Below are 22,702 nucleotides of genomic sequence, written 5' to 3'. Positions count from 1 at the left end.
AGTTAGACGAACAAATTTAATAAATGTTTCATTCGTTCGCCTTTTTATTTTGTAATAATAAATTTAAAATGTTGACGGTCAAGATCGCTTCGCAAAGCCTTGAACCTTAAACCCAAGACCTTAAACCAATTTTCAATGAAATCACAAGATATCAGAAAGCAGTTTCTACAATTTTTTGAAAGCAAAGGACATTTGATTGTTCCTTCGGCGCCAATTGTTCTAAAAGATGACCCAACCTTGATGTTCAACAACTCAGGAATGGCGCAGTTTAAAGAATATTTTTTGGGTAACGCCACGCCAAAAAGCAAGAGAATTGCCGATACGCAAAAATGTCTTCGTGTTTCAGGAAAGCACAATGATTTAGAGGATGTAGGTTTTGATACCTACCATCATACGATGTTCGAAATGCTTGGAAACTGGTCGTTTGGAGATTATTTCAAAAAAGACGCTATCAATTGGGCTTGGGAATTATTGACGGAAGTTTATAAAATTCCGAAGGAAAATCTATACGTTTCTGTTTTCGAAGGAAATCCAGCGGAAAATGTGCCTTTTGACCAGGAAGCTTGGGATATCTGGAAAACTTTGATCGATGAAGACCGAATCATTTTAGGAAATAAAAAAGATAATTTCTGGGAAATGGGCGACCAAGGTCCGTGTGGTCCTTGCTCAGAAATTCACGTAGATTTAAGAACTGCGGAAGAAAAAGCACAGGTTTCCGGAAAAAGTTTGGTGAACAATGACCATCCGCAAGTGGTGGAAATTTGGAACAACGTTTTCATGGAATTCAACCGTAAAGCTGACGGTTCGCTTGAAAAGTTACCAGCGCAGCACGTCGATACCGGAATGGGTTTTGAGCGTTTGTGCATGGCTTTGCAAGGCGTAACTTCTAATTATGATACCGATGTTTTTACACCGCTTATTGAAGAAGTTGAAAAAATTACAGGAAGAAAATATACTTCAAACGAAATTAAAAATGTAAGCGAAGAGCAAGACAAAACAAACATCGCAATTCGTGTGGTTGTTGATCACGTTCGTGCTGTTGCGTTTGCGATTGCTGACGGACAGTTGCCTTCAAACACAGGAGCTGGTTACGTAATCAGAAGAATTTTGCGTAGAGCGATTCGCTACGGATTTACATTTTTAGATACAAAAGAACCGTTTATTTACAAATTGGTGGCGGTTTTGGCCAATCAAATGGGCGAATTTTTCCCAGAAATCAAATCACAGCAAAACTTGGTTACCAACGTAATTCGTGAGGAAGAAGCTTCGTTTTTAAGAACTTTGGACCAAGGATTGCAGTTGCTAGAAAATGTTGTTAAAGACACAAAAGGAGCAGAAGTTTCTGGAGCAAAAGCGTTTGAATTATACGATACTTTCGGGTTTCCAAAAGATTTGACAGCCTTGATTTTGAAAGAAAAAGGAATGTCTTATAACGAAGCAGAATTTGACTCAGAATTGCAAAAGCAAAAAACAAGATCTCGTGCTGCTTCTGAAACTTCAACAGATGACTGGACAATTTTGGTAGAAGGAAATACTGAAACTTTCGTAGGTTATGACGAAGTCGAAAAAGAAGTAAAAATCACAAGATATAGAAAAGTAGATTCTAAAAAAGACGGTAAATTGTACCAAATCGTTTTAGACAACACACCTTTTTATCCAGAAGGAGGTGGTCAAGTTGGTGATAAAGGAACACTTTTTACGCCAAACCAAGCCATCGAAATCTTAGATACGAAGAAAGAAAACAACCTAATTTTGCATTTCACAAAAGAGCTTCCAGAAAATCCAGAAGGGAAATTCATGGCGTTGGTGAATACGAAATTAAGAAGCGAATCAGCAAGCAATCACTCGGCTACGCACTTGTTGCATCAAGGGTTGCGCCATATCTTAGGAACGCACGTGGAACAAAAAGGTTCGTTGGTTTCTCCAAATCACCTGCGTTTTGACTTTTCACATTTTGCAAAAGTGACCGAAGAAGAATTAGAATTGGTGGAAAACTTCGTAAACGAGAAAATTCAAGAACATTTGCCATTGATCGAAAGAAGAGATATTCCGTTTAAGCAAGCCGTGGAAGAAGGCGCAATGGCGTTGTTCGGAGAAAAATATGGTGACAATGTTCGTGCGATAAAATTCGGAGAAAGCATGGAACTTTGCGGTGGCATCCACGTGAAAAACACAGCAGAGATCTGGCACTTTAAAATTGTTTCGGAAGGAGCAGTTGCAGCAGGAATCCGAAGAATAGAAGCTATTACCAATGAAGGCGTAAAAGTATTTTTTGCATCGCAAGAAGTGGCTTTGAAAGAAATTAAAGAAGCGCTGAAAAATCCGCAAGATTCATTGAAAGCCGTAGTTTCATTGCAAGATGAAAATGCAAAATTGAAGAAGCAAGTGGAAGCTTTATTGAAAGAAAAAGCGAAAAACTTGAAAGGAGAATTGGCTTTAGAAATCCAAGAAATCAACGGTGTGAAATTCTTGGCAAAACAAGTTGATTTAAACGCTGAAGCTGCAAAAGATTTGGCTTATGAATTGGGAACTTTGGGAACAAATGTATTCTTGGTTTTGGCTACAGCCGATGAAGGAAAACCAATGCTTACCTGTTATATTTCAAAAGAATTAGTCGCAGAAAAAAATATAAATGCCGGAAAAGTTGTTCGTGAATTAGGGAAATATATCCAAGGTGGCGGTGGCGGACAGCCTTTCTTTGCAACAGCAGGAGGAAAGAACGTTGCCGGAATCAAGGAAGCTTTAGAAAAAGCAGTTGACTTTGTGAAATAGATTTTAGGTAGCAGACTTCAGTTTGCAGATAACAAAAAACCACAACTATTATGTTGTGGTTTTTTTATTTAAAGTGTTTCTGTATATTTTTTGAAATTGTCTAAAATCGCTTGCCAAAGATTTTGTTGAAGTTCGTAAGGATTCTGAATTTCTGGATTAAATGTAAGAGTAACGTTTATAAACTGGTCTATTTCTTCAAACAAGAGCTTGACTTCTCGACCTTCCGAAATTTCATATTCTATTTTTTTGTGAGTTATGATCGATTTGTATTTACCTTCATAATCATAGTTCATGCTACCATCTTTTGAAGCCATTTTTACAGAAAAAGTACCGCCGTCATTTGGGTTATTTTCTGCTCCTGGAGAATGCCAATCGTCTGAAGCGAAAATCCAGTTCTTAATATGTTTGCTTAAAGTGGCACTTTCCCAAACTTTTTCAATGGGCGCATTTATGCTGGTTTCAATTGTTATAATTCGTTTTTGATTTTCCATGGTTCCTAACTTTGGGGATAGTTTAGGTTTGTAAATTTAGCGAAAAAATGGTTTTGACGATTGAAATTTCATACAAATTTTATAATCTGAATGCCTTTTCTATTTGATTCTTCTAAAAAATATTTAATTGTAGTAAGTCCAATTCTTTCAAACGTAGTTATTTTTCGGCGAGATTAAAAATTGGCTCGCTGCAGAAAACGGATAGAATTTACTCGAAAATGTAACTTGTGTACAAATTCAAAGGATATGATTTCATATGAAAATTCTATCTTTGTAACTCTGAACTTTATAAAAAAATGCAATTTACAACGCCAATTCCAATCAAAAAAAGCAATCGCCAGATTGATTACAATTCAAAAATTGTATCATTGGGATCATGTTTTGCGGTAAATATTGGAGAGAAATTTGAGCGCTATAAATTCCAAAATAGCGTCAATCCGTTTGGAATTTTATTTCATCCTTTGGCTTTGGAAAAAATTATTTCGAAGGCAATTCTTAAGGATGAATTTTCTAAAGAAGATATTTTTTTTCATAATGAACGTTGGCATTCGTTTGATGTTCATTCTGATTTGAGCGCTTCTGATGAGGCACAATTTTTAAAAACGCTTAACGTAAATTTAAAAAGTTTGTACAATGATTTGGCCGAAAGTTCCCATATTATAATCACACTAGGAACTTCGTGGATTTACAGAAAGGTTGAGACTAATTCAGTTGTAGCCAATTGCCATAAAGTGTCACAAAATCAATTTAAAAAGGAATTGCTTTCGGTGGAAGACATAAAAAGTAGTTTGGACAAAATTATTGACAAGATTTCTTCGGTAAATAAAAAAGCAAAAATCGTCTTCACGATTTCGCCGGTTCGTCACATAAAAGACGGTTTTGTGGAAAACCAGTGGAGCAAGGCAAATCTTATTTCAGCTTTACATCAAACACTGCAATCTGAACACTGCAATCTGAACACTTCTTATTTTCCCAGCTATGAAATTATGATGGACGAGCTTCGAGATTATAGATTTTATGCCGAAGATATGATTCATCCAAACCAAACTGCGATTGATTATATCTGGAATCGTTTTTCTGAAACTTGGATTTCTGAGGAAGCATTTTCTGTTTTGCAAGAAGTTGAAAATATCCAAAAAGGTTTAAATCACCGTCCGTTTAATGCAGAATCTGAACAGCATTTGATTTTTTTGGCGAAATTGCAACAGCAAATTTCGGTTTTGCAACGCCAATTTCCGTTTATGAAATTCTAATTTAGTTTGGCTTAATTGTTGCAATTTAGGACAAAATTAAAACAGACTAACTTTTAATTCGATAACTTTATAAAAAAACTTATGCGCAGAATACTCATTTTTGTTGGAATTATAGTGGTAATCTTTTTGGCTTTTCGCTTTTGTGAATTTAAAAAAAATGATGGCGAAACAATCGAATATGATACCAATTTAATCCAAGAGCGTATTGTAAATGTGGGGAAATTGATCGTAACCGAAGGCCATTTTGCTGAGGTTTTGACATATAAAGACCAAGATAAGTATTTGATGGATATGGTTTCTTTCGAGAAAAAGGCGCTGGTTATTGTTAACGCCGATGTAACTGTAGCTTATGATTTGCGCCAAATGAAATATGATATCGACGAAAAAAATAAAACGATTACGATTACATATATTCCAAAGGAAGAAATAAAAATCAATCCAGATATTAAGTTTTATGACGTGAATCAAAGCCGAATGAATCCGTTTACTGGCGATGATTACAACAAAATAAATAAAACGGTGAAAGCAAATTTGGCTAAGAAAATTGAAAAATCTACGTTGAAATCAAACGCAAAAAATCGATTGATCAGCGAGCTTTCAAAGATTTTAATTACCACAAATTCAATGGGCTGGACGCTGAAATATGAAGGCGAAACCGTGAATGAAGAATCTTTAGACAAAGTTTTGCTTTAAAAATAAACCGCAGATTTGCAGATTATTCTAAAATTTCATATTTTAAAATCTGCGAATCTGCGGTTCTGTTTTCTAATATCTGCAACCTGCAATCTTTTAAACACTTTCTTTCTCAAAGATCAACTCTAATCCGCCAGAAATCAAATGAGCAATTTCAGGACGGTTTTGTTTTTGTTTTTCTAAGTATAAAATCACTTTTTGAAGCAATTCGGTTTCATTTTCTTTGTCTAAAAGTTCTGCAATTTCTACAGCCAAAAGCCAATCTTTTGGATGATTTTCGATTAGATTTTCAAAAGTTTTTTCAATCGTCATAAACGATGTTTTTCCTTCACGAATATTTCTGATATTCAAATAAAGACTTTCTAATTCTTCCCTTTCGTCGCTTTTCTTCGCCTTAATTGTCGTACTTGACGGAACGTGATTGATTAAGTCAAAACTTCTCACATCAGCCGGACCAGAAAATGCCGAAACCACTTTTTTACCAACAGCCATGTCATAAATTCCCCATTCTGGCTGGAATAAAACGGTGTCGTTGTGCGTAACGGTGCAATCTTTAAAGCTGATCAAAATGATTTTTCCCTGAATATTTCGAGTTCCGGTAATAATTTCTCCCGAAATGGTAATATCGCCTTGAAATTCTAAAGTCACGCGTTCGCCTTCGTAAATTGCATACGCTTGCAAATCCCTCGGACTCATATCTTCAATGGCCAAATTAATTCCTTTTAATTTCCCGATTGGGCTTCCAAAACCTTCAGAATGATAAGAAGTTGCGTGTCCAACTAATTCTTTTTCTCTGTAAGATAACGCCGTTTTTCCGGTGGTTTGGACATAAACGGGTTTTCCTTCGTGTTCAATTACGTTAGTCAAGACCCCTGAAATTTGGATTCCAGTACTCAATTCAATTGTTCCTAAAGCATTTGATTCTTTCAATTTTTCTAATCCAGAAAGACCTCCGGTTCGAAGCGCCATTGTATTTGCAAATTCCTCTAAAACAGAACTTAATTGTGCAAAATCTGGCGTTACAAATAACTGCGGTTGCGGTTTTGTAATGTCAAAATTTTGATAAGCAGCTTCGATATCATACGGAATTTTCTTCACGTTATCGGTCATGCACCAAGCACTTTCTCCGATAGAAGAAAGCAATCCGGCGCCATAAATTTTTGGGTTGTTCAAATCTCCAATCAAGCCATATTCCACAGTCCACCAATGCAGATTTCTGATCAAAGCCATTTCAGATAATTCGCCCATATTGTTTTGCAAATCGTCGACTTTTTTCTCGATAGCGTCAATTTCGCTTTGCGGCGTTCCTTCGGCTTCCTTTAAAATTGAAAGTAAACGAACGGCTTCATACATTTCATAATCGTGAGCAGAAGAAATCGCTTTGCAACCAATTTCGCCAAAACGTCTCAAATATTCAGCATATTCTGGATTGGCAATAATGGGAGCGTGGCCGGCGCCTTCGTGAATAATATCTGGCGCTGGAGTGTATTCAATGTGTTCTAATTGTCTGATATCTGAAGCGATTACCAAGACATTATAAGCCTGGAATTCCATAAAAGCATTTGGCGGAATAAATCCGTCAACGGCGACGGCAGCCCAACCAATTTCCTTCAAAATTCGGTTCATGCCATACATATTTGGAATATTTTCTATCTCAAGACCGGTCTTTTTTAAACCGTCGAGATAAGAATTGTGTGCTACTTTTGAAAGATAATCGACGTTTTTACGCATCACATAGCGCCAAACCGCTTGATTTATCGGTGTGTAATCTGCATAATCCTGTGGTTTTATAAATTGCTTTAAATGTTCAGGAAGTCTGTCTATTAGCGGGTTGCTTTCAATTTTTGCGTCCATATTTTCAAACGTTGTAGTTTCGGTAAATTTACAAATCTTTAAACGAAATGAGTCTTAAAAAATGTAAAATAATAAAAAAGCCACAGATTTCTCCATGGCTTTTTTGGGGTAAGTTTGCAGGAAATTATTTTTTCTCTGGCGGATATTTCGCCAATATCTTTTGAACAAATTCTTGAATTCGCTCGTCTTTTTTATTCATATTTTGAGTCAATACGCCAATTCCCTCGCCTTGCCAAACAAGTTCTTTCTTTTTGGCGTCGACAAGGTCAATGTAAAGTGTTCCTTCCGTAGAAGTTGAAACAGAAGTATTGTTTCCGCCCCACATCCAAGGATTCCAACCCCAACCCCAGCCGTAACCCCAACCCGCATTGAATTGGTTGATGTCAACTTGCTGTCTTGACTTGGTAAAAATATTAATCAATAAATCTGGATTTTCACTTTTCGTAAATCCTTTTGAGGCCAATTCTGTATCAATTGCTTGCAAAATTCTTCTTTTATCTAAATCAGAAATTTCAACTTTGTCAATTCCAGATTTGTAAAAAGCGTAAGTCTTGTATTGGTTAAAATCAGCGTTTTTATCAAAGTCAGAAGCCACTCTCACAGAAGAGCAGGAGGCCAATACAAAGAGAAAAAGCAATGGTAAAAATTTAATCGTTTTCATAGCAAATCATGTTTAAAAGTAAATGTTTTATATCAAAAGCGTTTGTTTTTCTTGTCTTTAAAACTTTTTATTGCAGCGGCTATGTTTAAAACGGCGGCCAAAAAAAGCAATGTTATTTTCAAATAAATATTTTCAAAAACTAAGCCCAAAATAAAAAATCCAAGCCCCATGAACATTAATGATATGCTATTCAATTTCGACATATTTAAAAGAAAATATTAAAAATTTAAGAGCGCATCGTCCACTTTATTAGGGATGGTAACTTTTAATAAAGGTTGCGTTTGCATGGCTCTTTTAATTGCAAAAATAGCTTCGTCGTTTCTTGCCCAGTTTCTTCGTGAAATTCCGTTGTTCACGTCCCAGAAAAGCATTGATTGCAAGCGTCTTGAAGCTTCTGTAGAACCATCAAGAACCATACCAAAACCGCCATTTATAACCTCGCCCCAACCGACGCCACCGCCATTGTGAATTGAAACCCAAGTAGCGCCTCTGAAACTATCTCCAATAACGTTTTGAATCGCCATATCAGCCGTGAATTTTGATCCGTCATAAATATTTGAAGTTTCTCTGTAAGGAGAATCCGTTCCAGAAACATCGTGGTGGTCACGACCTAAAATTACGTAACCGATTTCACCTTTTGCAATCGCTTGGTTAAAAGCTTCGGCAATTTTAATTCTTCCTTCCGCATCCGCGTATAAAATTCTGGCTTGCGAGCCAACCACCAATTTGTTTTCTTGAGCGCCTTTTATCCATTGGATATTATCCTGCATTTGCTGTTGGATTTCTTCCGGAGAATTTTTCTTCATTTCTTCCAAAACTTGCAAGGCGATAGCATCAGTTTTTGCTAAATCTTCTGGTTTTCCCGAAGCACAAACCCATCGAAAAGGCCCAAATCCATAGTCAAAACACATTGGTCCCATAATGTCTTGAACATAACTCGGATACTTGAAGTCAATTCCGTTTTTAGCAAAAACATCAGCTCCGGCACGAGAAGCTTCTAGTAAAAAAGCGTTTCCATAATCAAAGAAATAAGTTCCTTTTGCCGTGTGTTTGTTAATCGCATCAGCGTGGCGACGCAAAGTTTTTTGAACTTCCTCCTTAAATTTCTCCGGATTATTTGCCATCATTTCGTTTGATTCCTCAAAAGTGTGGCCAATCGGATAATAACCACCAGCCCACGGATTGTGAAGCGAAGTTTGGTCAGAACCCAAATCGATATGTAAATTTTCTTGGTCAAAACGCTCCCAAACATCTACCACATTTCCTAAATAAGCTATCGAAATCACTTCTTTATTTTCCAAAGCTTTTTTGACTCTTGGAACCAAATCCTCAATGTTTTCAACAATTTCATTTACCCAACCTTGTTCATGACGAATTTTGGTAATTTTTGGATTTACTTCGGCACAAACCGTCACGCATCCAGCAATATTTCCGGCTTTTGGCTGTGCGCCAGACATTCCTCCCAAGCCAGAAGTTGCAAATAAACCGCCGGTCGGAGATTTTTTTATCTTTCTAAATCCGTTTAAAACCGTGATTGTCGTTCCGTGCACAATTCCTTGCGGACCAATATACATATAACTTCCCGCGGTCATTTGCCCATATTGTGAAACTCCCAACGCATTGAATTTTTCCCAATCATCTGGTTTTGAATAATTCGGAATCACCATTCCGTTTGTCACCACAACTCTTGGTGCTTCTTTGTGCGAAGGAAATAATCCCATCGGATGTCCAGAATACATCGTCAAAGTCTGCTCGTCAGTCATTTCTGAAAGATATTTCATCGTCAGAAGATATTGCGCCCAGTTTGAGAAAACGGCACCGTTTCCGCCATAAGTTATTAGCTCATGCGGATGTTGCGCCACGGCATAATCCAAGTTGTTTTGGATCATCAGCATAATGGCTTTTGCCTGTTCTGATTTTCCTGGATATTCTTCAATCGGTCGCGCATACATTTTGTAATCCGGACGCAAGCGATACATGTAAATTCTCCCGTAGGTATTTAGTTCTTCCAAAAATTCTGGAACTAAAACCGGGTGATCTTTTGGTTCAAAATAACGCAACGCATTTCTTAAAGCCAGTTTTTTCTCTTCGTCAGAAAGAATTTCTTTTCGCTTTGGAGCGTGATTTATATCCGTTTCATAAGGTTTTGGTTCCGGTAAAATCGACGGAATTCCTTGTTGTATTTGTTCTTTGAAAGTCATTTTTTTAAAGTTGCTGAGGTTAAGAGTTGCTAACTTTCTAAGGAAGCAACGCAATATGTTTTATCGAAATTATTTTTCAATTTACTTAAGTCTAAAGTGTCTAACAAGTCTAAAATACTAAGATGTCCTTTTGTTAGAGCCTGTTTTTTTATCAAATCCATACGGGCAATGACGGCATCCGCTTTTGCAGCAATAACCGCGTTTCAGATGAAATTTCTCCGTAAAACATTTGTAGCCTTCGGGAGTATAATAAAAATCTTCGCCTTCTTTTAATTTATTTTCATTATTTTGCTCATTCATAATAGCAAAAATATAAACTTTATAATTAATGTTTCTAATCGTTTCTAAATATTTAATTCCGAAAGGTTATCGCGGACTGACGCTTTTTCCTTTTGTTATCATTAGGGATTTTTTAGACAAAGAAAATAAAGTGCTTTTGAATCACGAAAGAATCCACATTCGTCAGCAATTAGAACTTTTAATTTTGCCGTTTTTTGTGCTTTATTTTCTGGAATATTTAATACGATTGGTTCAATTTAAAGACCGAAATAAAGCCTATCGAAATATTAGTTTTGAAAGAGAAGCTTATGATAATGAACGAAATTTAGATTATTTGAAAACGCGTCCGTTCTGGAAATTTAAAAATTACATTTAATATATTTTGGAAATCCCAACAGAATGTCTTCCCGCTCAAAAAAACGGAATTACGGTCGCGATTCGTCGAGAAGACCTGATTCATCCGTTTGTTTCGGGAAATAAATTTAGAAAATTGAAATATAATTTGCTCCAAGCAAAAGTTGAAAACCAAGACACTTTGCTGACTTTTGGAGGAGCATTTTCAAACCATATCGCAGCCGTCGCTTTTGCCGGAAAAGAAAATAATTTCAAAACCATCGGAATCATTCGTGGTGATGAATTACGCCATAAAATTCAAGAAAATCCGACTTTAAAATTTGCTCAAGAAAACGGAATGCAGTTTGATTTTGTGTCAAGAAATGATTATTCCAATAAAGAAAAACCAGAATTCATCGACCAATTAAAACAAAAATTTGGAAGCTTTTACCTGATTCCAGAAGGTGGCACAAATGATTTGGCCATAAAAGGTTGCGAAGAAATTTTAACTAAAGAAGATTCCCAATTTGATTACATCTGCTGCGCTGTTGGAACCGGTGGAACTATTTCCGGATTAATTAATTCGGCTTTGCCAAATCAAAAAGTTTTAGGATTTCCAGCCTTAAAAGGTGACTTCTTGCAAGAAGAAATTTGTAAGTTTGCAAAAACCGATAATTGGCAATTGATTACAGATTACCATTTTGGAGGCTACGGAAAAGTAAATTTAGAGCTTATTAATTTCATAAATAATTTCAGTGAGAGTAATAAAATTCCATTAGACCCCGTTTATACAAGCAAGATGGCGTTTGGCGTTTTAGATTTAATCGATAAAAATTATTTTCCAGCCAATTCAAAAATTTTGATGATTCACACCGGCGGATTGCAGGGAATTCAAGGGATGAACCAATTATTAGCAAAAAAACAATTACCCAAAATAACCACAAATGTTTAAAAAAATCTTATTTCTATTGGCAATCGCAACGTTGGTGAGTTGCGGTTCTTCAAAGTCATCACGATCAAAAAAAACAGCTTATAAACCAAAGAAAACTGTTGTAACCAGAAAACCAACAGCTTCAAAAACGTCTTCTTCAAAATCGAATTCTTCAAACGACAGGACTACAGAAGTCATAGAATCGACTTCAAGAACGGTGGTTTACAGTGACGTGGTGAACAATTATGTGGCACAATTTAAAGACATCGCCAAAGGAAATATGAAGCAATATGGAATTCCTGCAAGTATTATTTTGGCCCAAGGAATTTTGGAATCTGGCGCTGGTTCTGGAACTTTGAGTAAAAATGCCAACAATCATTTTGGTATAAAATGCCACACAGGTTGGGAAGGAGAAAGCGTGCGCCACGATGACGACGCGTCTCAAGAATGTTTCAGAAAATACAAAGATCCAGCAGAATCTTACCGCGACCATGCCGAATTTTTGACAGGAAGAAGCCGTTACGCCAATCTTTTTAAGTTGGAAAAAGGAGATTACGAAGCTTGGGCAAAAGGCCTTAAAGCCGCCGGTTACGCCACAGATCCAAAATATCCAGACAAATTGATCAGCTACATCGAACGTTACAATTTGCACCAATATGACGCTGAGGTTTTAGGCACAAATTACACGCCAATTACCAAAAGTCAGCCGATTGCTTCAGCTCCAAAACCAAGGCCAACCAGCTCAGGAGAAGGTTATTACGAAGTTTCAAAGGGCGATACGTTGTATTCCATTTCCAAGCGTTTTGGTACGACCGTTGATGATTTAAAACGACTCAATAATATGTCCGATAACGCCATTTCAATCGGACAATCGATAAAAGTTAAATAATTTTTTTCTTCTTAGAAGCGAAAGTTAAGGCATTTTCAGCAATCCATTTTCCCGCTTTCTGCAGTAGTTTTTCTCCGATGAAAAATCGGAAGAAAAAGCTACTGCCGCCAATCGGGGCTATTTGACAAACCATTTTATCTTTTGGAATCTTTGTCCCTCCAAACTTAACTACAAATTAGCATCGCAAAAGAATTCAACTTTGTAACTTTGTGCCTTTGCAACTTCTAAAAATACATTATGTTATATCAAAGAAGCAGTCAGCTTTTTGCTGAAGCTGAAAAAGTAATTCCGGGTGGCGTAAATTCTCCAGTTCGCGCATTTAAAGGCGTTGGCGGAACGCCAATTTTTGTCAAATCTGCCAAAGGTGCTTATCTTTTTGACGAAGACGGAAACAAATTAATCGACTATATAAATTCTTGGGGACCAATGATTTTGGGCCATGCTTTTGAACCAGTTGTAAACGCAGTTATCGAAAGAGCAAAACTGGGAACCTCCTTCGGAATGCCTACTGCGCTTGAAACTGAGATTGCAGAATTAGCGGTTTCAATGGTTCCAAATATTGACAAAATCCGTTTTGTGAATTCAGGTACAGAAGCTTGTATGAGTGCCATCCGCTTGGCCAGGGGATTTACAAATAGAGATAAAATCGTCAAATTTGCAGGCTGTTATCACGGACATTCTGATTCGTTTTTGATTCAAGCGGGTAGTGGCGGAATGACTTTTGGAACGCCAAATAGTCCTGGAGTTACGAAGGGAACAGCAAAAGATACTTTACTGGCAAAATACAATGATCTAAATAGCGTAAAAGAATTATTTGAATCAAATAAAAATGAAATTGCGGCGATTATCATTGAACCTGTCGCCGGAAATATGGGTTGTATTCCACCACAGAAAGGGTTTTTGGAAGCTTTAAGAATGCTTTGCGATGAAAACGGAACGTTATTGATTTTTGATGAAGTAATGACAGGATTTCGTCTTGCAAAAGGTGGTGCGCAAGAATTATTTGGCATCAAAGCTGATATTGTCGCGTTCGGAAAAGTAATCGGTGGCGGATTGCCAGTTGGTGCTTTTGCTGCAAGAAATGAAATAATGAATTATTTGGCACCGTTAGGTCCGGTTTATCAAGCGGGAACGTTGTCAGGAAATCCGTTGGCGATGGCTGCCGGATTAGAAATGTTGAAAGCATTAAATTCTGAACCAGCAATTTTCGAAAGATTAGACCAAAAAACAGCTTACTTAGAAAAAGGAATTGCTGAAAAGTTAACCGCTAATAACGTGAAATTTACGATCAATAGAGTTGGTTCGATGATTTCGGTACATTTTGACGAAGCGTCTGTAACTGACTTACAATCTGCTTCAAAAGGAGACAACGAAACCTTCAAAAAATTCTTCCACGGATTATTAAAAGAAGGCGTTTACATTGCGCCATCTGCTTATGAAACTTGGTTTATCACTGATGCTTTGAGTTATGAAGACTTAGATTTTACGATAAACGCAATCGACAAAATTTCAAAAGAATTCTAAATAAAAAAGGCTTTCCGATCGGAAAGCCTTTTTTTTATTCTTGATAAATTAATTTTGAGTCAACTGTTTGTAAACTTCGGCATTTGCTTGCAGTTTAGTCATTTCGTCAGCGCTTAAAGTAGCTCTCAATTTCGCATCGATAGATTTAGCTACAATTTTTTTTCTTTCTTCAGAAAGATTTCCCTGAGTGTATACCTCATGTTTTCTCAAAAAAGCCTCGCTCAATTTTGCTTGAGCTTGTGGACTAACTTTTACAATTGTTGAAAGTAATGCAACGTCCTTTTTAGCAAGTTCATTAACTTTCGATGCATCTTGTGCAGAAACGTTAAATGTAAAAGCAAAGAATAAAGTCAAAAGAGCAATTATTTTTTTCATGGTAATTTGGTTTAGTCTAGTTTATAGAATGTCAAATCTAAATCATTTGAACAAAACATCAAAATTAAATTATCGCAATCGGCTTATTTTCACCATTCAATTACTTTTTGTGAAATTTCTTTCCGCCTTTATGATGTCTTTGGGCTTTCATTTTTTCCCATTTTTCAAATTGTTCAGCGTTTAAAATCTTTTTCACTCTGGCTTTCGTGGCGATTTGTTCGTCGAGCCTTTGGTTTTCCATGGCAAAGCGTGCGTCGGCAGTCAATTCTTTTTTAGACTCTTTTGAAGCTTTTCTTTCCGCCATTTTGGCTTCTCGTTTAGCAGATTGTTCAGAAATAATTTTTTCCATTTCCTTCTGTTGATTACTATTCAAATCTAATGCCAAAGTCATTTTTTTTAATTGCAATTGTTTTCTTTGCTCGGGCGTAAATTTCTCCATCTGAGGAACATCGCCTCTTTCGTGTCTTTGTGGCTTGTTTTCGCTAATCATTTTTTCTTGTGCAAACGATGAAAATCCAATCATCATAATTGCAATCATAAACATTTTTTTCATAATTCTTCGTTTTAAATTTTTAGTTTGGAGATAAGACTGCATAAAAAGAAAAAGGTTTAATTCTATCGAAATTTTTAGATTTATTTGTGATTGTGACTTACCTTTGCACAAGTGAAAAAATATCTGTTCATAGTTGCATTTATGATGTTGGTGAAGCCGATTGTTCCGGTTTTTCAATATGTTTTTGACTATCAATATATTTCCGAAGTCCTTTGTGTCAATAAAGAAAAACCAGAACTTCAGTGTAACGGAAAATGTCACTTGATGAAAGAATTGGCAAAAGCTTCTGAAGACGAAAAACCAACTTCCTCTGATAAAAAAAATCACCATTCTGAAGTCGAAATTTTATTCATCGAGGAACTAAATACTTTTGCGATTGAACAAAACTCGATTGTGTTTGACAATCAAAACACTTCAGTTTATAGCAATTTATATTCTCATTTAAATTGCAAAACGTTTTTTCACCCACCATCTTTTATTTCTTAAAAATAGTTTAGCAAAGCAATTTGGTACCTTTTCGTTTCTGGAAATGTTCCTGATAATGCTATGCAGAAAAATTAATTATTTCTCCAAACAAATGCTTTGGAGGAAAATTTTACGCAAAACTTTTTTAAAAATAAAACAATGAAATTTTCTATAAAAAATATTTTCGCCATTTTGGCAATGACTTCATTTTTAGCGTCTTGTTCAAGCGATGACGATTCGCAAATTGCTTCTGGGAACGGAGAAATGGAACTCTATTTTGATAATTCTGTGAGCGGAGACGACTTGATTTTAGGCGCTTCAACCTATACAAATTCAAATAACGAAACGCTAAAAATCAACCGATTTAGTTATATCTTAAGCAATTTTGTCTTGATAAAAGACGACGGAACCGAAGTAGTTTATGACAAAGAAAGTTCATATTTCGTTATCAGTGAAGAAGCGCAACTAAACACAATTCACCTCGAAAATATTCCTGCTGGAAACTACACAAAAATCAGATTTGGCCTAGGCGTTGATCAACAGCGCTACCTTCAGGGCGAAACGGCACAACAGAGTTTTTGGGACATCGCCGACGCCAATAATTTAACTTGGACTTGGTCAACGGGCTACAAATTCATCAGTTTCGAAGGGAGTTTCACAACTCCAACTTTAGTCGGAGAAAAGACCTTTCAAGTGCACCAAGGAAGCAACACCGCGACTGATAATTACAGAGAAATAACGGTTACTTTGCCAAACACAGCGCGCGTGAGAACCACAGAATCGCCAAGCGTTCACTTTATCGCAGACGCCAATAAAATCTTGGACGGAAACACAAAAATCAAGCTTTCTGAAGCCATGAATCCAGCCGGAACTTCTGCTGCAATTATGGGTGGCGAAAAGCTGATTTCCATCGCTTCAAACACGACTTCGATGTTCGTCGTGGACCACGTTCATGCCGGCGGAGCAGAACATTAAAATGATTTTCATTTGGGCCTGATCCAGCTGTTTGCTACAACTCCTCACTCAAAAAGCTTTTTTTCTTTACCACAAAAAGAGCTTCCTCCGGTCGCTTTTTTGAGGCAAGAAAAAATAGCTTTTTGAGTTCCGGGGTTTCCGCGTCCATCTGGGGCAGTGACTCACAAAACGCTCACACTTTATGAAAAAAACAATCTTTTTCATCATCACTTTTGCGTTCTTTTCGTGCCAAAATGATGACAGCGATTACATAGAAATCAACGAAAATTTAGATTTCAATATTCCAGATAATTTTCCAAATTTGGCACAAGATATTTCCCTGAATTATCCCACCAAAAAAGGTTTTGAACTCGGAAGAAAACTATTTTATGATGGCAGATTATCCCGCGACGGAACAGTTTCCTGCGCTTTTTGCCACGAACAATCGTCAGCATTCACGCATCACGGCCACGATTTCAGCCACGGAATCGATAATTTAATCGGAAACAGAAATGCGCCAGCCATTCAAAACTTGGCGTTCCAAACCGATTATTTTTATGATGGAGCTTCAAATTCTCTGGAAATGATTTCCATCGTTCCCATCCATAATCCCGTGGAAATGGACGAAACGTTGCCAAATATTGTCCAAAAGTTGAAACAAGACCCAGCATACGTGAAACTCTTCAGCCAAGCTTTTGATAACGGCGAAATTACCACAGGAAATATGCTGAAAGCCTTAGGGCAGTTTATGACAATGATGGTTTCCAGTAATTCCAGATATGACAAATACATCAGAAATGAATCGGGCGGAAGTTTAAATGCTCAAGAATTGCAAGGCTTGAGTTTGTTTCAAAGTAAATGTGCTTCGTGCCATGCTACCGATTTATTTACGGATAATTCCTTTAAAAATAACGGTTTGCCTCCAAATCCAAATTTAAATGATTTGGGCAGGGAAGTGGTTACTGGTTTTGAATCTGACCGTTACAAATTTAAAGTTCCAAGCTTGCGAAATATCGAATTGACCGCGCCATACATGCACGACGGAAGATTTGGCTCGCTTCAATCGGTTTTGAATTTTTATACTAATGGAGTTTCGCATTCCGAAAATTTAGACCCAATTTTAAATCAAAATGGTATATTGGGAATCCAAATTTCAGCTTCCGAAAAAGAAGTAATTATCGCCTTTTTGAAAACCTTGACGGATGAAGAATATATCAATAATCCGTTATTTTATTTCCAAACCTAATTATGAAAAAATATATTTTCTTGTTGCTTTTTGCAACGCAAATCGTTTCGGCAAAATCTTTAGAAGATACCATTCAAAATAGTTTTAAAAAATACGAACGTTTCCTTTTTGAAGAAGATTGTGATGCTTGTGGCTGTTCAGCAAGCGGTGGAGGAATGGGTTTTAGTTCGATGTTGAACCAAAATTTCATCGGAATTCGATATATGAATCAAGGCTATTCAAGCCGTGACGGACTTTTTAATAATTCGCCGTGGATTGATGAAAATTTTAATACGATTCAAGTTTGGGCGAGGGTTCCAATTACGGAGAAAATCCAAGTCTCGGCATTGGTACCGTATCATTTTCACAACCGCGAACTTTCTACCGGAAAACAAAATATTGACGGTTTGGGCGATATTACCATTTTAGGTTTTTACACGATTTTACAAACCAAAAAAGATTCTGCAGTTTTCTATAATCAGTTGCAAATTGGCGGTGGAATTAAAGCGCCAACCGGAAAATATGATGCTGAAAATAAAGGAAGTGTCAATCCGAGTTTTCAAGTTGGAACTGGAAGTTGGGATTATATTTTAGCAATTGAGCACGTTTTAAAACGAAAAAATATAGGCTTAAATTCAATGTTGAATTATACATTTAAAACTGAAAATCAAGACTATTATCAATTTGGGAACCAATTTAATTATGGAACTGCCGTTTTTTATGAATTGGAAAAAGAAAGTTTCAAGTTAGTTCCACAAGCGGGAATTGCAGGCGAAGTTTATGATACAAACCAAATTTATGGAGAAGACGTTCGTGACACAAAAGGCGACATTCTTTTCGGAAAATTAGGAATCGAAGCAGGAATTGAACGATTTTCAATCGGTGTAAGCGCAATGCTTCCGATTAGCCAAAATTTAACCGGCGGAAGAGTGGAGGCCAATTATCGATGGTCAATAAATTTGAATTATTCTTTGTAAGCAAAAAAAAAGGGAACCTTGATCAAGGTTCCCTTTTTTCATATTAACGAGTCAATCTTTTGTATAACTCTTGATTTTCTTTCAATTTTTTAAATTCAGCTGGCTGAAGAGCAGCTTCAAGTCTTTTTTCAGTATCTTGAAATTTTTCGTTTTTCATTTGTTCAGTAAGATTATCCTGCATCAAAAATTTATGCTTGTCATAAAAAATAGACTGAAGCGTATTTTCTGAAGAATCATCGATTTTTACGGCTGCTTTTAACGCAACAACATCGCTTAAAGATTTTTCATATTGAGCATTTGCATTGATCGAAAATGCCAAGAATAAAACGAAAGTAGCAAGTATTTTTTTCATCATCATTTATTATTAGTAGTTTATAGAACATCAAAACTACTTCATTTTACTAAAAAAACAAATATTTTTTGATTTTTAACTATTAGGTTTAATAAAAAAAGCAGAAATCTCTCGATTTCTGCTATCTATTTGTTTTGGAAAAAAATTATCCTACGTATTCTGCAATCTTATCTTCGCCATTCACAGCCACTTTCACTAAAGCATGTTTAGCAAGACCTTTCATTGCGGCGTCCCATTTTTTTCCGCTCAAGCCAGCATTTGCTTTCAATGAATTTAAGTTCATTGCATTCTCGTTTGCTTTCAAAATTTCGATAATTCCTTTTTCTTCTTCTGATAATTCAACCGCTTTTTTCTCAGGTCGCATTTGCGGGAAGAATAAAACTTCTTGAATTGATGCGTTATTTGTCAAGAACATTATCAAACGGTCCATTCCAATTCCTAATCCAGAAGTCGGAGGCATTCCGTATTCTAAAGCTCTTAAAAAGTCATTGTCTATAATTCCTGTTGCTTCATCATCGCCTCTTTCTGACAATTGCATTTGTGCCTCAAAACGCTCTCTTTGATCAATCGGGTCATTCAATTCAGAATAAGCGTTTGCTACTTCTTTACCGCAAATCATCAACTCAAAACGCTCTGTCAACTCAGGATTATCTCTGTGTTCTTTACAAAGCGGACTCATTTCCTTCGGATAATCCGTGATGAATGTTGGCTGGATGAAGTTTCCTTCGCATTTTTCTCCGAAGATTTCGTCGATTAATTTTCCTTTCCCCATTGTTGCGTCAACGGCAATTCCCATCCCGCGTGCAGCTTCAAAAATTTCTTGTTCCGTTTTTCCTGAAATATCGAAACCGGTGTATTTTATGATGGCATCGGTCATTGTAACTCTCGCATACGGCGCCTTGAAACTTACTTGGTGTTCGCCAAAAGTGACGTCAGAAGTTCCGTTTACTTCGTTGGCGCAATAATCCAATAAATTTTCTGTAAATTTCATCATCCAGTTGTAGTCTTTGTAAGCTACATAAATTTCCATCGCTGTAAATTCTGGATTGTGCGTTCTGTCCATTCCTTCATTTCTGAAGTTTTTCGAAAACTCATACACGCCGTCAAAACCACCAACAATCAATCTTTTTAGATATAATTCGTTCGCAATTCTCATATATAAAGGAATATCCAAAGAATTGTGGTGCGTGATAAACGGACGCGCTGCCGCTCCACCAGGAATCGATTGTAAAACCGGAGTTTCCACTTCCATATAACCAGCCGTGTTGAAAAAAGTACGCATCGCGTTGAACAATTTTGTTCTTTTCACGAAAACTTCTTTCACCTGCGGATTTACCACTAAGTCCACATAACGCTGGCGGTAACGCAATTCAGGATCCGTAAAACCGTCGTGGATATTTCCGTCAGCATCTGTTTTTGGCAATGGCAGCGGACGCAATGTTTTGCTCAAAAGCGTAAAATTGCTCACGCGGATAGATTTTTCACCAACTTGCGTTATAAATAATTCGCCTTCCACACCGATAAAGTCGCCTAAATCGATCAGTTTTTTGAAAACTTCATTGTATAAATCTTTATCATCGCCCGGACAAATTTCGTCACGGTTGATGTAAATTTGAACACGGCCTTCGCTGTCTTGCAACGATGCGAATGACGCTTTCCCTTGAATTCTGGTGCTCATCACACGGCCTGCAACGATCACTTTCTTGCCTTCTTCAAAAGTTTCCTTGACCTGTTTCGAAGTGTGGTTCACTGGAAACAAATTTGCCGGATAAGGGTTGATGCCGAGTTCTCTCAACTTGCCCAATTTTTCTCTTCTGATGATTTCTTGCTCTGAAAGTTGCATATCGTGTTAATTTTAAGGCTGCAAAGATAGTTAATAAGTTGCAAAGTCAGAAAGTCAAATGTCAGAAAGTCACAAGACCATTTTAAAAAGTTATTTTTCTTTTTTTGAAGCGAATCGACAGTAAGTTTTTAAAACCATTTTCCTGCTGCAGGAACTCGCTTTAATGCTGTTTGGTCACAGCATTAAGAGCTCAAACAATTCCAGCATCAGGGCTAGGGGAGAATGGTCTTTTGTTTTTGTAGGCTTTTGGGACAATTGGAATCAAAAAACCGTCGTTTCGAGGTAACTTGTCATTCCGACGAAGGAGGAATCTCCGCTGTTGGCAAATATTGAAGAGATTCCTCCTTCGTCGGAATGACAAAAATAGATTAAAAAAAAGACAATCAAAATCGACAAACTGCATCAGAGCCATGAATTGCTGAATAGCCCCGATTGGCGGCAGTAGCCTTTTATTCCGGTACGGAGAAAAGCTACTGCAGAAAGCGGGAAAATGGATTGCTGGAACTTCACTGATCAATCGCTTCCAAAAAAAACGTTATGGTATATTTAAGGATATTAGTTTGTAACTTTGTGGTTCATAAAGTGCGAGAAAAATGAACAAGAAAATTCAGCTTTTGGATTTGGGTCAGAAAGACTACAAAGAGACTTGGGAATATCAGGAGGAACTTTTTAAAGACATTGTTGATTTGAAAATCAGAAATAGGCGCGAGGAGCTTGATTTAGAAACACCGAATTATTTTCTTTTCGTGGAACATCCGCACGTTTATACTTTGGGGAAAAGCGGAGATCTTACCAATCTTTTGCTGAGCGAAAAACAGCTTGAGGCGAAAGGGGCGACTTTTTATAAAATTAATCGTGGTGGTGATATTACGTATCACGGACCCGGACAAATTGTGGGTTACCCAATTTTAGACTTGGAAAATTTTTTCACTGATATTCATAAATATTTGCGCTTTCTTGAAGAAGTTATTATTCGCGTTTTGGCCGACTATAATATAGTAGGTACAAGAAGCGAAGGCGAAACTGGAGTTTGGCTTGGTGTGGGAACTCCGTTTGCTCGAAAAATTTGTGCGATGGGCGTTCGGGCTTCGCGCTGGGTAACAATGCACGGTTTTGCGCTGAATGTAAATGCTGACTTGGGTTATTTTGACAATATTATTCCGTGTGGCATTCGTGGCAAGGCGGTTTCTACTTTAAATGTAGAACTTGGTGTTGAAAAAGTAGATGAAGTGGAAGTGAAGGAAAAGATTAAAAAATATTTTTCTGAGCTTTTTGAAGCAGAATTTGTGACTTTTAAGGAAGCGACGGTTTAATTTCTTCGATAAAATCTAATTCAAGTTGTTCTGGCAAAAGTCTAAACGACATTCTGTGGTATTTTGTGGTGCCATATTTTCTGATGGCCTCGCGATGTTCTTTCGTGGGGTAGCCTTTATTTTGTTTCCAGTTGTACATTGGAAATTCTTCGTGAATCTTATTCATATAATCATCGCGGTAGGTTTTTGCTAAAACCGAAGCGGCGGCAATGCTTAGAAATTTGCTGTCACCTTTTATGATGCAACTGTGCGGAATATTTTCTACGGGCTTGAAACGGTTTCCGTCGACTATTATATAATTAGGTATTGGATTTAATTTTTTGATACACTCTTGCATGGCGTGAATTGAGGCGTTCAAAATGTTTATTTCGTCGATTATCAGCGGTTCAATGTGAGTAACAGAATAGCAAAGCGCGTTTTCTTCAATGATTGGTCTTAATAAATCACGATTTTTTTCTGAAAGCTGTTTGGAGTCATTTAGCGTTTCGTTTATAAAATCTTTTGGTAAAATTAATGCTGCGGCAGTTACAGGGCCGGCCAAGCAACCTCTTCCAGCTTCGTCTGTTCCGCATTCAAATTTAAGATTAGTATAACTTATGCTTAACATTCAGTTTTTTTTCCAAATTTATAAAAAATTCACGCAACCTTTCTAATAATAAGGAATCTAATATTCAAATTAAGCATCTCAATCAAGTCTGTAAACTTATAATTTAACATTTAAACGCTCATTATTCCGAAGTAATATTTGTTTAATTAAGAAATTA

At 36.8% G+C, this 22,702-nt stretch carries 23 protein-coding genes; 12 read left to right on the top strand and 11 right to left on the bottom strand.

Translation table 11 applies throughout. The features are described 5' to 3' along the window. The first annotated feature begins 135 nt into the window (after positions 1 to 135). Positions 136 to 2,772 carry an alanine--tRNA ligase gene (gene alaS / locus ACFPVY_RS09430; RefSeq protein WP_379791733.1) on the top strand — a complete coding sequence of 879 codons (2,637 nt, stop codon included), beginning with the start codon at positions 136 to 138 and terminating at the stop codon, positions 2,770 to 2,772. Between the two features lie 68 nt (positions 2,773 to 2,840). On the opposite strand, the gene ACFPVY_RS09425 is transcribed toward alaS, so the two are convergent. Then, positions 2,841 to 3,263 carry an SRPBCC domain-containing protein gene (locus ACFPVY_RS09425; RefSeq protein WP_379791732.1) on the bottom strand — a complete coding sequence of 141 codons (423 nt, stop codon included), beginning with the start codon at positions 3,261 to 3,263 and terminating at the stop codon, positions 2,841 to 2,843. 296 nt (positions 3,264 to 3,559) lie between these two features. On the opposite strand from ACFPVY_RS09425, the gene ACFPVY_RS09420 reads away from it, so the two are divergent. Together ACFPVY_RS09420 and ACFPVY_RS09415 are read left to right on the top strand one after the other, a co-directional pair. Next, positions 3,560 to 4,516 carry a GSCFA domain-containing protein gene (locus tag ACFPVY_RS09420; protein ID WP_379791731.1) on the top strand — a complete coding sequence of 319 codons (957 nt, stop codon included), beginning with the start codon at positions 3,560 to 3,562 and terminating at the stop codon, positions 4,514 to 4,516. An 81-nt stretch (positions 4,517 to 4,597) separates the two neighbouring features. Further along, positions 4,598 to 5,209: a DUF4230 domain-containing protein gene (locus tag ACFPVY_RS09415; RefSeq protein ID WP_379791730.1), complete on the top strand. Its 612-nt coding sequence runs from the start codon at positions 4,598 to 4,600 to the stop codon at positions 5,207 to 5,209. Between the two features lie 96 nt (positions 5,210 to 5,305). Here the strand turns inward: ACFPVY_RS09415 and ACFPVY_RS09410 are convergent, their stop codons facing one another. The 4 genes from ACFPVY_RS09410 to ACFPVY_RS09395 form a co-directional block, all read right to left on the bottom strand. Next, entirely contained in the window at positions 5,306 to 7,063 is a 1,758-nt protein-coding gene (locus tag ACFPVY_RS09410; protein ID WP_379791729.1) for an aromatic amino acid hydroxylase, read from the bottom strand. 124 nt (positions 7,064 to 7,187) lie between these two features. Beyond that, positions 7,188 to 7,724 carry a DUF4136 domain-containing protein gene (locus ACFPVY_RS09405; protein WP_379791728.1) on the bottom strand — a complete coding sequence of 179 codons (537 nt, stop codon included), beginning with the start codon at positions 7,722 to 7,724 and terminating at the stop codon, positions 7,188 to 7,190. Positions 7,725 to 7,942: 218 nt separating this feature from the next. Further along, positions 7,943 to 9,925 carry a urocanate hydratase gene (locus ACFPVY_RS09400; protein WP_379791727.1) on the bottom strand — a complete coding sequence of 661 codons (1,983 nt, stop codon included), beginning with the start codon at positions 9,923 to 9,925 and terminating at the stop codon, positions 7,943 to 7,945. Positions 9,926 to 10,042: 117 nt separating this feature from the next. Continuing rightward, a complete protein-coding gene (locus tag ACFPVY_RS09395; protein WP_379791726.1) occupies positions 10,043 to 10,225 on the bottom strand; it encodes a DUF5522 domain-containing protein in 183 nt (60 codons plus the stop codon). 28 nt (positions 10,226 to 10,253) lie between these two features. On the opposite strand from ACFPVY_RS09395, the gene ACFPVY_RS09390 reads away from it, so the two are divergent. The 3 genes from ACFPVY_RS09390 to ACFPVY_RS09380 are packed head-to-tail and all read left to right on the top strand — an operon-like array spanning position 10,254 to position 12,357. Then, positions 10,254 to 10,580 (top strand): hypothetical protein, encoded by a 327-nt coding sequence (locus ACFPVY_RS09390; RefSeq protein ID WP_379791725.1) that lies wholly within the window; start codon positions 10,254 to 10,256, stop codon positions 10,578 to 10,580. A 6-nt stretch (positions 10,581 to 10,586) separates the two neighbouring features. Next, the gene (locus tag ACFPVY_RS09385) at positions 10,587 to 11,489 is read left to right on the top strand and encodes a 1-aminocyclopropane-1-carboxylate deaminase/D-cysteine desulfhydrase (RefSeq protein ID WP_379791724.1); all 903 of its coding nucleotides are present in this window, start codon (positions 10,587 to 10,589) and stop codon (positions 11,487 to 11,489) included. Continuing rightward, positions 11,482 to 12,357 (top strand): glucosaminidase domain-containing protein, encoded by an 876-nt coding sequence (locus ACFPVY_RS09380; RefSeq protein WP_379791723.1) that lies wholly within the window; start codon positions 11,482 to 11,484, stop codon positions 12,355 to 12,357. The genes ACFPVY_RS09385 and ACFPVY_RS09380 overlap by 8 nt, the downstream gene beginning before the upstream one ends. Here ACFPVY_RS09380 and ACFPVY_RS09375 read toward each other — a convergent pair. Beyond that, on the bottom strand, positions 12,350 to 12,490 hold the full coding sequence (locus ACFPVY_RS09375; RefSeq protein WP_379791721.1) for a hypothetical protein: 141 nt from the start codon (positions 12,488 to 12,490) through the stop codon (positions 12,350 to 12,352). The genes ACFPVY_RS09380 and ACFPVY_RS09375 overlap by 8 nt on opposite strands. Before the next feature lie 104 nt (positions 12,491 to 12,594). Here ACFPVY_RS09375 and hemL point away from each other — a divergent pair, with 104 nt between their 5' ends. Next, positions 12,595 to 13,881: a glutamate-1-semialdehyde 2,1-aminomutase gene (gene hemL, locus ACFPVY_RS09370; protein WP_379791720.1), complete on the top strand. Its 1,287-nt coding sequence runs from the start codon at positions 12,595 to 12,597 to the stop codon at positions 13,879 to 13,881. A gap of 48 nt (positions 13,882 to 13,929) precedes the next feature. On the opposite strand, the gene ACFPVY_RS09365 is transcribed toward hemL, so the two are convergent. Beyond that, positions 13,930 to 14,256, bottom strand: a complete 327-nt coding sequence (locus ACFPVY_RS09365; RefSeq protein WP_379791719.1) for a hypothetical protein — start codon at positions 14,254 to 14,256, stop codon at positions 13,930 to 13,932. A gap of 100 nt (positions 14,257 to 14,356) precedes the next feature. Next, positions 14,357 to 14,809 carry a hypothetical protein gene (locus ACFPVY_RS09360; RefSeq protein WP_379791718.1) on the bottom strand — a complete coding sequence of 151 codons (453 nt, stop codon included), beginning with the start codon at positions 14,807 to 14,809 and terminating at the stop codon, positions 14,357 to 14,359. Positions 14,810 to 14,920: 111 nt separating this feature from the next. Between ACFPVY_RS09360 and ACFPVY_RS09355 the strand changes: the two genes are divergently transcribed. The 4 genes from ACFPVY_RS09355 (at position 14,921) to ACFPVY_RS09340 (ending at position 18,430) form a co-directional block, all read left to right on the top strand. Next, positions 14,921 to 15,295, top strand: coding sequence for a hypothetical protein (locus ACFPVY_RS09355; protein ID WP_379791717.1), 375 nt, complete (start codon positions 14,921 to 14,923; stop codon positions 15,293 to 15,295). Positions 15,296 to 15,433: 138 nt separating this feature from the next. Then, positions 15,434 to 16,249 carry an MbnP family protein gene (locus ACFPVY_RS09350; RefSeq protein ID WP_379791716.1) on the top strand — a complete coding sequence of 272 codons (816 nt, stop codon included), beginning with the start codon at positions 15,434 to 15,436 and terminating at the stop codon, positions 16,247 to 16,249. Positions 16,250 to 16,430: 181 nt separating this feature from the next. Continuing rightward, complete coding sequence (locus ACFPVY_RS09345; RefSeq protein ID WP_379791714.1) at positions 16,431 to 17,474, top strand: cytochrome-c peroxidase; 1,044 nt, start codon at positions 16,431 to 16,433, stop codon at positions 17,472 to 17,474. A gap of 2 nt (positions 17,475 to 17,476) precedes the next feature. Beyond that, positions 17,477 to 18,430 (top strand): transporter family protein, encoded by a 954-nt coding sequence (locus ACFPVY_RS09340; protein WP_379791712.1) that lies wholly within the window; start codon positions 17,477 to 17,479, stop codon positions 18,428 to 18,430. A gap of 43 nt (positions 18,431 to 18,473) precedes the next feature. Here the strand turns inward: ACFPVY_RS09340 and ACFPVY_RS09335 are convergent, their stop codons facing one another. Next, on the bottom strand, positions 18,474 to 18,782 hold the full coding sequence (locus ACFPVY_RS09335; RefSeq protein ID WP_379791711.1) for a hypothetical protein: 309 nt from the start codon (positions 18,780 to 18,782) through the stop codon (positions 18,474 to 18,476). A gap of 145 nt (positions 18,783 to 18,927) precedes the next feature. Further along, a complete protein-coding gene (lysS, locus tag ACFPVY_RS09330; protein ID WP_379791710.1) occupies positions 18,928 to 20,625 on the bottom strand; it encodes a lysine--tRNA ligase in 1,698 nt (565 codons plus the stop codon). Positions 20,626 to 21,218: 593 nt separating this feature from the next. Here lysS and lipB point away from each other — a divergent pair. Further along, complete coding sequence (gene lipB, locus ACFPVY_RS09325) at positions 21,219 to 21,938, top strand: lipoyl(octanoyl) transferase LipB (protein WP_379791708.1); 720 nt, start codon at positions 21,219 to 21,221, stop codon at positions 21,936 to 21,938. Here the strand turns inward: lipB and ACFPVY_RS09320 are convergent. Further along, positions 21,919 to 22,545, bottom strand: a complete 627-nt coding sequence (locus ACFPVY_RS09320) for a ribonuclease HII (RefSeq protein WP_379791707.1) — start codon at positions 22,543 to 22,545, stop codon at positions 21,919 to 21,921. The genes lipB and ACFPVY_RS09320 overlap by 20 nt on opposite strands. Between the last annotated feature and the right edge of the window lie 157 nt (positions 22,546 to 22,702).

The sequence above is a fragment of the Flavobacterium qiangtangense genome, assembly GCF_042658345.1.
Classification (GTDB): domain Bacteria; phylum Bacteroidota; class Bacteroidia; order Flavobacteriales; family Flavobacteriaceae; genus Flavobacterium; species Flavobacterium qiangtangense.
This window is presented reverse-complemented; position numbering and strand designations above follow the sequence as displayed.